We start from the raw sequence: 13,127 nt of genomic DNA on the forward strand, positions 1-13,127 counted from the left end.
CACTCCCTTCGAATGGATGTCCAAACGTAACCTGGGGATCGCCTATGAAGGTTGAATACCGCCGAATCGCTGTGCTGGCGAGCGGCTTGCTCGCAAACGGCGTACAGCCGGCCGAGGTGCCGCTCTGATGGCCGCGACGACGCGGCAGCACTGGTTTTCTTCCGGCGATCTCAATGGATTTCTCGGCCTGGTCGTCGACAACCTGTCGATCATGGCCTTTCTGTCCACTGCGTTGATCGGCATCTTCGGCTTTCCTGCCGACATCGTGTTTCTGCACATGTTCCCGGGCACGACCTTCGGCGTGCTGCTGGGTAATCTCGCCTATACCGCGATGGCACGCAGGCTGGCGAGGCGGACAGGGCGTGACGATGTCACCGCCATGCCGCTCGGGCTGGATGCACCCACCAGCATCGGCATGGCCTTCCTGGTACTAGGCCCGGCGTTTCTCCACTTCAAGCAGAGCGGTCTGGACGAGCATGCCGCCGCCATCGCGACCTGGCAGCTGGGCATGGCCTCGCTGGTGATCATGGGGGTGCTCAAGCTGGTGCTGTCGTTTTTTGGCAGTTTGGTGCAGCGGCATGTGCCGCGCGCTGGCCTGCTGGGCTCCATCGCGGGCATTGCCCTGGTGCTGATGGGTTTTCTGCCGCTGGTGGAAATTCTCAAGCTGCCGGTGGTTGGCTTTGCCGGCCTGGGCGTGGTGCTCTACGCGCTCGTGGCGAAGGCACGCATGCCATTGGGTTTGCCGGGCGTGCTGGTCGCCTTTGTAGTGGGGGCGTTGCTGTACTACGGGCTGGGGCCGATGGGGTGGCTGGGCAGCGGGTATCAGCCACCTGCGCCATGGCAATGGCGTTTCGCCTTGCCCTTGCCGACGCTGCAATGGATGCATGGCGTGCCGGCGGCCATGCCGTATCTGCCGCTGATCCTGCCGTTTGGCCTGCTGATGGTGGTGGGCGGCATCAATGTGACCGAAAGTGCCCGCGCCGCAGGCGACGACTACCGCACGCGCGACATTCTGCTGGTGGAAGCGTTAGCCACGCTCGTCGCGGGCTTCTGCGGCGGCGTCGCGCAAACCACGCCCTATATCGGCCAGCCTTCGTACAAAGCCATGGGCGCGCGCAGCGGCTACACCTTGTTGACCGGGTTGTTCGTGGGGCTCGGCGGCGTGTTCGGTTATCTCTCCAACCTGGTCGAGCTGGTGCCGCTTCCCGTGCTGGCGCCCATCCTGGTCTTTGTGGCCATCGGTATTACCGTGCAGGCGTTCGAGGCCACGCCGATGCGCTATGCGGCGGCGGTGGTCTTCAGTTTCTTTCCGGCGATTGCACGCATGGTGACGATCAAGCTGAGCGATCCCACCTATGTGTCGCCCGATCATTTCGCAGCGCTCTATAGCGACCGTGCGCATGGCTTTTCGGAGCTGGCCACCATCGCCGTGCTCGGTAACGGTTTCATCATCACCTCGATGATCTGGGCGAGTTTTCTCGTGGCGCTTATCGATGGCCGGACGTGGCGCGCTGCCGGCATCCTGTTGCTTGGTGGGGCGCTCAGCCTGTTCGGCGTTATCCATTCGGTACAGCTCAGCGGCGGCATCTACCTGCCATGGCTGCTCGACGACGCTTCGCGCGAGATGGCTTGGCAGTTCACTGGTGCCTACCTGGTACTCGCCCTGGTGCTGGCTGCCCTGGCAGTGACGGGATCACCCGCACGTGCTCGTACTGCGTAGTGGTTCAAACTGAATGTGAGAGTCGTCGCAACGACGGGCTGAGGCAAGACGGCCACAATGCGCACGCCTCGTCGCGATGATGTGCGGTGCTCGCCTAGGAAACGGGGCTGCCATCACGCGGCGGGGCGCTTGCTGGGCAAAGGCCCGCGCCGGCGAGTGGCTTCGCCGGCGGCCGGATCAGCCGCGCCATTCCACCGTGGTGGGGGGCGGGAGGTTCGCCAGATCGGCCAGATTCATCGAACGCTCCGCACGTTCCAGTGCACTGCAGGCCGATTCCGCGGCGTAGCGCATCAGATAAGCCAGGTGAGCGCGATACTGCGTACCTATGCCATGGACGCGGATCATGCCTGCGGCCTCGGCGAGACACTCCAGATCGGAATAGGCACGATCCAGCTCCGTGCTGCTCGAGCACGTGACGAAGGCATGCGCATCCGCTGGGTCACGCGAGCGCAGGTTCACCACATCCTCGACCAGACGAGCCGCCTGGCGTGCGGCGAACACCAGCACGTCGGCCGTCGCATGCGACAGCTCACTATCGGAAACAGCGCGATCCGTCAGCTCGACCAGGCTACGCGTGACAACGAGCAACTGCGTCACGGGGCGTACCCCGCCTTCACCCTGAGTCATCATTCCGGCACCCCCTCCGGAGAAAAGTTGTCCGGCCATTGTCTACGGAGTCGTGGCAATTGTGTATCGGAAGAATGGCTAGGTCGGGAGAGCGGGGCGGCGAGGCGGCGGGTTCCCTTCCGGGGTGGCGCTGGCGATGAATCTTCAAGGCGGTCAGGTGCTTGGGTGCGCGGTAAGCAAGCCGGGCACCGCGCCGAGGGCCGATGCGCCGCAGGGCGATCATCGGACGGGATCAAACATGGAACGGTTTTGACGCAAGGCCTGCGTGCCCCCTCGGGAGCAAAGCCTCATGCAGCTACGTGGGTCAGGCCTTTCAGGTAGGTGCAGATCAGTGCCGCGCGCTTCTTGTCCATATGACGCATGCGAGCCTTGAGCGTACCCATCAGCGCCTGCCGCACGAGCACCCTTCGTGGATGCCGGGGATCAAGCCCGATTTTGATCACCGCTATGGCGTAGGTGCGGTGCACGGTATCCAAGTCGAGAAAGTTAACTATCCAGGTCAACCCGGGCCTGACAAGGCCGCAGCTTCTTCGTATGCGTTGTTCGTCGCCACCTGAGTACGGCGACGTCGGGCGCCAGAAAGTAATTTCAGCCAGGCATCTACGACCCAAGAAGTTTCTCAAAACCACTTCATTTAAGACGTTTCTGATGTCTTTGGTGTCAGGTAATTCCGAATATGCCTCCTGTGCAAAGGGACTGCATGGCGCACTTAAAGCCTTCTGGCTACGGCGCCTTTTGTGTACTGCCTGGACGGCCAAACACGCAACGAAGATCTATGAGTTCTATGAGTAGTGTCATGAGAATGATCTGCTTGTCTGCGCAACGCCGAGCGGCGTTTGTCAGTCGTTTCGACATCTGCAACACGCCAAGCGCGACGCTGTCGTTGCAGAGAAGCTTTTCCGTCGCCAGATCGTCCCATCCGCCGTCTCGTTGGACTGCCCATTGATTTGGCCATCCATCGCCGCGCTGTAACGCCATTCACCCCTTTCGCTTAATCACATCAATGCCGGGTCATCACCGGGCGTGGAGTACTGCTATGAACACCATCTACCGCATTATCTGGAATGCCGCTGCACGCCGTTGGGTGGTAGCGTCGGAGTTTGCCAAGGGACGTAAGAAAAGCGGACAGCTGCGCACGGCAGCGGCATGCCTTGCTATGGGACACCGCCGCGGGCGCGTACAGCGCCACGCACGGCAGCACCACCAACAACAAGATCGTCAACGTCGCCGATGGCACCAATGCCAACGATGCGGTGAACTTCAGCCAGTTGGACGCGATCAACACCAAGGGCGCCAAGTACTTCCACGCCAACTCCACCAAGGCCGACGCTACGCCTACCGGCACGGATAGCATCGCCATTGGCCCTGCGGCCAACGCCAGTGCCACGGAAAGCATGGCCCAAGGCCTGAACGCCAAGGCCACTGCAAATCAGGCGGTGGCTCTCGGTTCGGGCGCTTCGGCCACCACGGCGCTATCGGTGGCCATCGGCGCCAACGCCGTGGCCAGTGCCACCACGCTTGGCACGGCCGGTTACAACCCGGGCAAGGGTACCCTTGCTGCCCCCACGGCCTACGGCGAACTCTCCGTAGGCGATACCGGCAAAGAGCGTCGCATCACCAACGTGGCGGCCGGCCTCAACAACACCGACGCGGTGAACGTCAGCCAGTTGAAGTCTGCCGTGGCCGCCGGCACGCCGGATGCCTTGCTGTGGGACACCGCCGCGGGCGCGTACAGCGCCACGCACGGCAGCACCACCAACAACAAGATCGTCAACGTCGCCAATGGCACCAACGCCAACGATGCGGTGAACTTCAGCCAGCTGAGTGAAACCAACACCAACGTCACCAATCTGGACAACCGCGTGACAACGGTGGAAGACAATGTCACCAACCTCCAGGACGACGTCACCAACCTCTATAACAAGGGCGCCAAGTATTTCCACGCCAACTCGACCGGCGCCGATTCGAAGGCGCAAGGTACGGATGCCGTGGCCATCGGCACGAACGCCGTGGCCACCAACGCCAACGACGTAGCACTGGGCGCGGATAGCGTCACCTCCGCCACCACGGCGGTATCGGGCGTGACCTTGGGTGGCAGCAGCTACACCTTTGCCGGTGCCACGCCGTCGGCCGCATTGAGCGTGGGCGGGCGTCAGATCCAGAACGTGGCGGCTGGTCAACTCAGCGCCACCTCGACGGATGCCGTCAACGGCTCGCAGCTGTACGCCACCAATCAGGCCATTAACAGCATCGTCAGTGGCGGTACCAGCACCAAGTACTTCCACGCCAACTCGACGGGTACCGATTCCAAGGCCAACGGCCAGGATGCCGTGGCTGTCGGCGTCAATGCCGTCGCGGCTGACGCCAACGGCATCGCGATCGGCAATGGCGCCACCACCGTGCAGGCGGAGTGGGGCCTGATCGGCAACATCGCCATGGGTGCAGGTGCCTATAACCACGGTAACAACGCGGTGGTTATCGGCAACAAAGCGTCGTCGGGTGACGAGACCACCTGGAACGAGTGGGGTGGCTCGGTCACGATCGGTAACGGTGCCGTGACTAAGAAGGGCGGCCAGCTGGCGCTAGGCGGCGCTTCTGCCGCCACGGCTGCTGGCGCCATCGCCTTGGGCCTGAATGCCGTAGGCTCCGGGTGGTTCTCTACCGCTATCCAGACAGCGGCAGTGGCGTCCGGCGCCAACGCCGTGGCCATCGGCACAGGTGCCAATGCGGAAGGCTCCGACGCAATCGCCATCGGTGGCAACGGTAGCGAGAGCGATCCCTCGCTGACCGGTGCGAACGCGCAAGGTGCGCGCGCCGTGGCTCTGGGTTCCCTCGCCAAGGCGAGCGCCGACGATGCCGTAGCACTGGGTAGCAACTCAGTCGCCAGCCGCACCGGCATGAATGGCGCCGCCGAATTGTTCAGCGGTACCACCGTGGCATCGACGATGGGTGCCATTTCGGTGGGCGACGCAGGCAAAGAACGCCAGATCACCAACGTGGCCGGTGGCACGCAGGACACCGACGCGGTGAACGTGCGTCAGCTCAATGCCGTGGCGCAGTCGTCGAGTGATCTGAGCGACCGTGCGGTGAAGTACGACCTCAACGCCGACGGCACGCCGACCAGCGCTACCACCGCCGTCAGCAGCGCCACCGTGGGCGATATCACCTACGGCGGCTTCGCTGGCAGCAACCCGAATGGTGCGGTGAGCGTGGGTTCGGCGGGTAACGAGCGTCAGATCCAGAACGTGGCCGCCGGCCAGATCAGCGCTAACAGCACGGATGCGGTCAATGGTAGCCAGCTCTATTCGGTGGCCACCGAGGTATCGAGCATCAGCAGTGCGGTGAACAACATTTCGGGTGGCATCAGCAATGTCACCAACCAGGTGAACCAGAACACCGCCGACGTCACCAACATCAAGAACGGTTCGGACGGCATGTTCCAGGTGAGCAAGGATGCCAACACCAGCAAGCCGGTGTCGTCGGGCAAGAAGTCGACGGCCGGTGGTAACGGTGCGGTGGCTTCGGCTGATAGCAGCACGGCGATTGGCAACAGCGCGCAGGCGACTGCCAGCAACAGTGTGGCGATCGGCGCAGGTTCGGTGGCGGATCGGGCGAACTCGGTGTCGATGGGTACTGCGGGCGGTGAGCGTCAGATCACCAACGTGGCTGCGGGAACGCAGGCCACTGACGCGGTGAATGTCAGCCAGTTGCAGGCATCGCAGGCAGGCACGGTCCGTTACGACACCAACGCGGACGGCAGCGTGAACTCCAGCTCGCTGACGATGAACCAGGGTGGCCCGGCCACAACGATTCATAACGTGGCGCCAGGTACGGCGGCGACCGATGCGGTCAACGTCAGCCAACTGCAGCAATCGCAGAACTGGGCGAAGAACTACACCGACGACCAGGTCAACAAGATGGGCAAGAAGGCTTACTCCGGTTCGGCCGCGGCTATCGCAACGGCCAACCTGCCGCAGGCATACCAACCCAACCAGAGCAGCGCGGGCGTGGCGATTGGCAACTACCACGGCCAGAACGCCATCGCGGTGGGTGTATCGACCATTACGGAAAGCGGCCGCTACATCTTCAAGGCCAGCGCCACGGGTTCGCAGCAAGGAGGCGTGGGCGTGGGTGTGGGCGCCGGCATGGTCTGGTAAGCGATGGTCGTGACTCCCTCCGCCTGCATGGCGGAGGGATCCCGGGCGCAGTTCACGTACTTGCCGGTCGAGCCGGCAACAAAATAAAGGTCACACGGTTGTGAGTATCTATATAAAACGCTTTAAGGCGGTGCCGCTGATGTTTGCAGTGGCATGCGTTCTATCTGCATGCGGCAACGTCAGCCGCAACGTCGCCAGGGATGGCCAATCGGCCGAATCGATGGTCTGGCCGAAGGTGACGGACACCACCGCGATGCACAAGGGTGGCACGTTCCCGAACCGCGACAATCTCTTGCAGATCCACGCGGGCCTCGGCAAGCCGCAGCTAGCCGACCTGGTGGGCTTCCCTCATTTCAGCGAAGGCGTGTGGGGTGTGCGTGAGTGGAACTACGTGTTCAACTTCCGCGAGCCCACGGATAGCAACAAGGTCGTCACCTGCCAGTTCAAAATCTTGTTCGACGAGAACAAGATCGCGCAGAGCTTTTACTGGTCGCCCGAATCGTGCGCCCGTTTTCAGAAGCCCGAGCCGAAGCCAGAGGCCGCACCGGCCATGACGATCGATCGCTTCACGTTCGCCACCGACGCACTGTTCGCGTTTGATCGCTACTCACTCTCGGACATCGCCGGCGCGGGTCGCGCCCAGCTGGACGAACTGGTGCAGACGCTGCAGGAGCATCCCGCCCAAGCGCAGAGCATTCGTGTACTGGGTTACACCGATAGGCTGGGCAGTGATGCCTACAACCAAACGCTGTCGCAAGAGCGCGCCGAGACGGCCAGGAGTTATTTGATCAGCCATGGCATCGACAGCGACCTGATTGCTGCGGAAGGTCTTGGCGCGGCTAACCCGGTGAAGGCATGCGCCGATGCCGAGAGCAGTCAACTGATCGCTTGCCTGTCGCCGAATCGTCGCGTGGAGATTCTGGTGACATCGACCAAGACCGTGCCGAGTGCTCATTGATCGGCACGAAAAACGGTTAGCGGAAGAGGCTTCTCCACTGCCGACTCATGGTTGAGATGGATGGGGGACGCGCGGCAAGGAAGCGAGCGACTTAGGGAAAAGTCTCGGACATGGACAGCGCGTTTCCTTTGGCCACCCGGTAGCGGGTGGCCTTTTTTTCGCATGGGATCCGATCCGGCAACTGCCCCAGATCGCGTGTGAGATGGGTCATCGTTGCCATGCGTCCATAACGAAAAAGGCCACCCTTGTGAGGTGGCCTAAATCTTTGATTCTTATGGTGGGCGATGCAAGGATCGAACTTGCGACACCTGCCGTGTGAAGGCAGTGCTCTACCGCTGAGCTAATCGCCCGCCGAGCGCGCAAATATACGGGGTGTGGCCAAACAGGTCAAGTCTCCACCGGAAAAATAGGCCGGGGAAGGCAGTTGGCTGAAAGGTAGGTGCGTACAATGACCCGTTTTCCCGATATCGGCCCGGCACCATGGACTTCCTGCAGCACGAACTCTCACACGTCCTCTCATCGCTGCGCAATTTCGAGCTCACACCCTGGAAGGCGGTTGGCTTTCTGGGCTCGGTCATGTTCACCAGCCGCTGGTTCGTGCAGGTGTACTACACGCGCAAACTTAAGCGGGTCGTGATGCCTTTGTCGTTCTGGTGGCTGTCCGTGATCGGTAGCGCTTTGCTGCTGTCGTACTTCATTTTCGGCAAGAACGACTCGGTGGGTATCCTGTCCAACTTCTTCCCGGCATTCGTCTCGATCTACAACCTCGTCGTGCACATGCGCGAGGTGAAGAGCCGCTCGCTCGTCGAGAGCGAGGTCTGATTCCGTCGGCAGGGGCGCGCAGCACGCGCCCCAGCCGGAGCATTAATCGGGATCGTAGTCGAGGTTCGGCGCCAGCCAACGCTCGGCTTCTTCGCGCGTCCAGCCCTTGCGGTGCGCATAGTCGTAGACCTGTTCACGGGTGAGGCGGCCTACCACGAAGTACTGGCTGTCCGGGTGGGAGAAATACCATCCGGACACGGCCGCCGTTGGAAACATGGCAAAGCCGTCGGTCAGTTCGATGCCGGCGTTGTTTGTAGCGTCCAGCAGGCGGAACAGCGTGGCCTTCTCGGTGTGATCGGGGCAGGCCGGATACCCAGGGGCAGGGCGGATGCCGAGGTACTTTTCGTCGATCAACGCATGGTTGTCCAGCGACTCTTCGGGGGCATAGCCCCAGAACTCGCGACGCACGCGTTCGTGCAGGCGCTCGGCAAAGGCTTCGGCGAGGCGATCGGCGAGTGCCTTGAGCAGGATGGCTGAATAGTCGTCGTGTTCGGCTTCGAAGCGCGCGACATGCGCATCGATGCCGATGCCGGCGGTGACGGCAAAGCCACCGACCCAGTCCTGCTTGCCGGAGCTCTTGGGTGCGACGAAATCGGACAGGCAGAAGTCGGGGCGTTCGATGGGCTTATCCACCTGCTGACGAAGGTGGTGGAGAACGGCCAATGGCTTGTTGGTGGGTTCGGGCAAGTCTTGACCCCTCACCCCGGCCCTCTCCCCGGAGGGGAGAGGGAGAAGTGTGATGTCGTCGCCCACGGAGTTGGCAGGCCAAAAGCCGATCACGGCGCGGGCGGTGAGCCATTTCTCCGCGATGAGCTTGTCCAGCATGGCCTGCGCGTCGTTGAACAGCTCGCGTGCCTGCTTGCCCACAATCTCGTCATCGAGAATCGCGGGGTAGCGGCCTGCCAGTTCCCACGCGTTGAAGAACGGCGACCAGTCGATGTAAGCACGCAGTTCGGCCAGATCGTAGTCGTTGAATACCGTGATGCCGGGCTGCTTCGGCTGCGGCGGTTCATAGCTGGCCCAGTCAGTGGTAAAGCGCTGGGCGCGGGCCTTGTCAAGTGGCACCAGTGACTTGCCATTGCCGCGTTGCCGATGGCGTTCGCGCACGTCGGCGTACTCTTCCTTGATCTTGGCAATGAATGCGTCGACCAGCTCCTTGCTTAGCAGCGACTGTGCAACGCCTACCGCGCGCGATGCGTCTTTCACCCACACGGTGGGCGACTTGTAATGAGGCTCGATCTTGAGCGCGGTGTGTGCGCGTGAGGTGGTGGCACCGCCGATCATCAGTGGAATCTGGAAATTCTGGCGCTGCATTTCCCGCGCAACCTGGCTCATCTCCTCCAGTGAGGGCGTAATCAGGCCAGAGAGGCCGATGATGTCGGCCTTCTCGGCAATGGCCGTTTCGAGAATCTTCTGCGCCGGCACCATGACGCCGAGGTCGATGACGTCGAAGTTGTTGCAACGAAGCACCACGCCGACGATGTTCTTGCCGATGTCGTGCACGTCGCCCTTGACCGTGGCCATCACGATCTTGCCGTTGGATTTGCCGGCATCGCCGGTGCGCGCCTTCTCTTCCTCGATGTAGGGAATGAGGTGAGCCACCGCCTTCTTCATCACACGAGCGGATTTCACGACCTGCGGCAGGAACATTTTGCCGGCGCCGAACAGGTCGCCGACGACGTTCATGCCGTCCATCAGCGGGCCTTCGATCACGTCCAGCGGACGCGTCGACAGAAGCCGTGCTTCCTCGGTATCTTCGACGACGTACTGGTCGATGCCATGCACCAGCGCGTGACTGATGCGCTCGCGCACAGGCTTGTCGCGCCAGGCAAGGTTCTCGACGACGGCCTCGCCTTTCTTGGCTTTGTAGTTGTCGGCGATTTCCAGCAGTCGTTCGGTGGCGTCGGCGCGGCGGTTGAGCACCACATCCTCGACACGCTCGCGCAACTCTTCTGGCAGATCGTCGTAGATCATCAACGCGCCGGCGTTGACGATGCCCATGTCCATGCCCGCCTTGATGGCGTGATACAGGAACACGGAGTGGATGGCCTCGCGCACCGTGTTGTTGCCGCGGAACGAGAACGACACGTTGGATACGCCACCCGAAATATGCGAATCGGGGAAGCGGCGCTTCAGCTCACGCGTGGCCTCGATGAAATCCACCGCGTAGTTGTTGTGCTCTTCGATGCCCGTGGCGATGGCGAAGACGTTCGGGTCGAAGATGATGTCTTCCGGCGGAAAGTCCAGCTTGGTGGTGAGCAGCTCGAAGGCGCGTGAACAAATCTCGACCTTTCGCTCGCAGGTATCGGCCTGACCCTGTTCGTCGAAGGCCATCACCACCACGGCAGCGCCGTACTGCTGCACCTTGCGCGCGTGCTCGAGGAAGAGTTCCTCGCCTTCCTTCATCGAAATGGAGTTGACGATGCCCTTGCCCTGCAGGCAACGCAGGCCGGCTTCGATCACTGTCCATTTGGAGGAGTCGACCATCACCGGCACGCGGGCAATGTCAGGCTCAGCGGCGATCAGATTGAGGAAGCGCGTCATGGCGGCTTCCGAATCGATCAGGCCTTCGTCCATGTTGACGTCGATGATCTGCGCACCGTTGGCTACCTGTTGGCGCGCAACGTCCACGGCTTCTTCGTAACGATCTTCCTTGACCAGTTTGCGAAACTGCGCTGAACCAGTGACGTTGGTGCGTTCGCCCACGTTGACGAACAACAGGTCGGGGGTGATGACCAGCGGTTCGAGGCCAGAGAGACGGGTGTGACGAGGCATCATTGAGACTCAGGCGGCCTTGGCGTTGTCGGAGAGGAGTGCACGCGGCGCGCAATCGCGCACGGCGTCGGCAATGGCTTTGATATGGGCGGGTGTGGTGCCGCAGCAGCCGCCGACCATGTTCAGCAGGCCGTCGCGCGCAAAGCCGCCGATAACGGACGCCATCTGTTCGGGTGTTTCGTCGTATTCGCCAAACGCGTTAGGCAGGCCGGCGTTCGGGTGTGTGCTGACGAAACACGTCGCGGTATTGGCGAGCACCTGCACGTGCGGACGCAGGTCGGCCGCGCCCAGGGCGCAATTGAGGCCGACGGAAATGGGGCGGGCGTGCTTCACCGAGTAGTAGAACGCTTCGGCGGTCTGGCCCGACAGCGTGCGGCCGGAGCGATCGGTGATCGTGCCGGAGATCATCACCGGCAAACGTGCGCCGCGCTGGTGGAACAGCTCGCTGAGCGCAAACAGGGCTGCCTTAGCGTTGAGCGTATCGAAAATGGTTTCGACCATGATGACGTCGGCACCGCCGTCGATCAGGCCGCTTGCGGATTCCGTGTAGTTGGCCGCCAGTTCTTCGAACGTCACGTTGCGGAAGCCGGGGTCATTCACGTCTGGCGACAGCGATGCCGTGCGGCTGGTGGGGCCGAGTACGCCGATAACGAAGCGCGGCCGGTCCGGCGTCTTCGCTTCCATCGCGTCGCAGGCGGCGCGGGCGATGCGCGCGCCTTCCCGGTTCAGCTCGTAGGCCAGGTGTTCCAGGTGGTAGTCGGCCTGGCTGATGCGCGTGGCATTGAAGGTATTGGTTTCGACCAGATCCGCGCCGGCTTCGAGATAAGCCTCGTGCACGCCGCGGATGATGTCCGGGTTGGTGAGCGTGAGCAGGTCGTTGTTGCCCTTGAGGTCGCAACCGCCGGGATGATCGTGCGTGTGCGCGCTGTCATGACCGTGCACGAAGCGCTCGCCGCGGAAGGCGGTTTCGTCGAGCTGATGCTGCTGCAGCATGGTGCCCATGGCGCCGTCGATGATGAGGATGCGCTCGCGAAGGCCTTTTTCCAGCAGGGCAACGCGTTCGGGATGGAGCCAGGGCAAGGTACTCATAACGTCAACTCCAGACCTTAGGGCTTACGCGCGAGCAGGCTGATCACCTCGAAGTGAGGTGCCTTGCGCTCGCGGCTCAGGCGGGTACAGCTGAAGGCTTCCAGGCCCGCTTTCTTGGCGAAGCTGGTCAGCTCGTCGGCCGAGAACCCGAGATTCCGGTGATCAAACGGCTCCACCACGGCGCGGTGATCGTGCTTGCCGAGTGTGACGGCCAGCAGGCGGCCGCCGCTGCGGAGCAAGCTCGCCGCCTGCGCCACGGCTTTGGCCGGATGTTCGGCGTAAGTGAGGGCATGCAGCATGAGCACAAGGTCGAAGCGGCGGTCGCCCAGATCCAGCGCATGCATGTCGCCCTGACGCACTTCCACATGGGGAAATGCCTTGAGGCGCTGCGCGGCGGCTTCCACCACGCGCTCGCTGCTGTCGACGCAGACGATGGAGCGGGCATGGGGCGCCAGCAGTTCGGCGGTGATGCCGTCGCCGGAAGCGATATCGAGCACGTCGCCGGTTTCCAGCAGCTGCAATAGCGAGCGCGCGAGCGTTTCCCAGGTGCGGCCGGGCGAATAGTGGCGCTCCATGTCACCGGCGACGGTATCGGCCCAGCCTTCTTCGCGGGCGCGCTCCGCCAGCACGCCCGGCAGACGGGCGGCATCTTCGCGGAGCAGGGCGTCGTCGATGCTTTCGCGCAGGGACTTCAGCAGCACCTGCAGGTATTCGTCGGTTTCGTTGTTGGCGCGATAGTAGGCGGACACACCGGCGCGGCGGTCGCGCACCAGCTCGGCTTCCTTGAGCTTGGCCAAGTGGGTGGACACGCGGGGCTGAGCCAAATGGAGTACGGAGGCCAGCTCGGCCACCGTCAGCTCTTCTCGCTCAAGGAGGGCCAGCAGTCGCACGCGCGTAGGGTCCGCCAGCAGGCGCAACACGCTGGAAGCGGTGGCCAGATCCATGGGCATCCTTATATCGCGATATAGAGATGCATAAG

The 13,127-nt window shown here is 62.5% G+C and carries 8 protein-coding genes, 1 tRNA gene and 1 pseudogene; 5 read left to right on the top strand and 5 right to left on the bottom strand.

Annotated features, from left to right (window positions below):
* The first annotated feature begins 127 nt into the window (after positions 1-127).
* Entirely contained in the window at positions 128-1,720 is a 1,593-nt protein-coding gene (locus OQE56_RS10195; RefSeq protein WP_267224029.1) for a SulP family inorganic anion transporter, read from the top strand.
* A 177-nt stretch (positions 1,721-1,897) separates the two neighbouring features.
* On the opposite strand, the gene OQE56_RS10200 is transcribed toward OQE56_RS10195, so the two are convergent.
* Positions 1,898-2,317 carry a hypothetical protein gene (locus tag OQE56_RS10200; protein ID WP_267224031.1) on the bottom strand — a complete coding sequence of 140 codons (420 nt, stop codon included), beginning with the start codon at positions 2,315-2,317 and terminating at the stop codon, positions 1,898-1,900.
* Between the two features lie 1,066 nt (positions 2,318-3,383).
* Between OQE56_RS10200 and OQE56_RS20140 the strand changes: the two are divergent.
* From OQE56_RS20140 to OQE56_RS10210, 3 genes and pseudogenes are all read left to right on the top strand, one after another.
* A pseudogene (locus OQE56_RS20140) lies at positions 3,384-3,446 on the top strand (ESPR-type extended signal peptide-containing protein); the annotation flags it as partial.
* Between the two features lie 52 nt (positions 3,447-3,498).
* Positions 3,499-6,504: a YadA-like family protein gene (locus tag OQE56_RS10205; RefSeq protein ID WP_267224033.1), complete on the top strand. Its 3,006-nt coding sequence runs from the start codon at positions 3,499-3,501 to the stop codon at positions 6,502-6,504.
* A gap of 139 nt (positions 6,505-6,643) precedes the next feature.
* Complete coding sequence (locus OQE56_RS10210; RefSeq protein ID WP_267224035.1) at positions 6,644-7,462, top strand: OmpA family protein; 819 nt, start codon at positions 6,644-6,646, stop codon at positions 7,460-7,462.
* A 275-nt stretch (positions 7,463-7,737) separates the two neighbouring features.
* Here OQE56_RS10210 and OQE56_RS10215 read toward each other — a convergent pair.
* A tRNA-Val gene (locus OQE56_RS10215) sits at positions 7,738-7,812 on the bottom strand.
* A gap of 130 nt (positions 7,813-7,942) precedes the next feature.
* On the opposite strand from OQE56_RS10215, the gene OQE56_RS10220 reads away from it, so the two are divergent.
* Positions 7,943-8,284 (top strand): lipid-A-disaccharide synthase N-terminal domain-containing protein, encoded by a 342-nt coding sequence (locus OQE56_RS10220; RefSeq protein ID WP_267224037.1) that lies wholly within the window; start codon positions 7,943-7,945, stop codon positions 8,282-8,284.
* 42 nt (positions 8,285-8,326) lie between these two features.
* Here OQE56_RS10220 and metH read toward each other — a convergent pair whose 3' ends face one another.
* From metH to OQE56_RS10235, 3 genes are read right to left on the bottom strand one after another with little or no spacing between them, the layout of a single operon-like run.
* The gene (gene metH, locus OQE56_RS10225; RefSeq protein WP_267224039.1) at positions 8,327-11,062 is read right to left on the bottom strand and encodes a methionine synthase; all 2,736 of its coding nucleotides are present in this window, start codon (positions 11,060-11,062) and stop codon (positions 8,327-8,329) included.
* A gap of 6 nt (positions 11,063-11,068) precedes the next feature.
* Complete coding sequence (locus tag OQE56_RS10230) at positions 11,069-12,148, bottom strand: homocysteine S-methyltransferase family protein (RefSeq protein WP_267224041.1); 1,080 nt, start codon at positions 12,146-12,148, stop codon at positions 11,069-11,071.
* Positions 12,149-12,165: 17 nt separating this feature from the next.
* Positions 12,166-13,092, bottom strand: coding sequence for an ArsR/SmtB family transcription factor (locus OQE56_RS10235; protein ID WP_267224043.1), 927 nt, complete (start codon positions 13,090-13,092; stop codon positions 12,166-12,168).
* Positions 13,093-13,127 lie beyond the last annotated feature (35 nt).

The organism is Dyella silvae, assembly GCF_026421305.1.
In the GTDB taxonomy this organism is placed as follows: domain Bacteria; phylum Pseudomonadota; class Gammaproteobacteria; order Xanthomonadales; family Rhodanobacteraceae; genus Dyella; species Dyella silvae.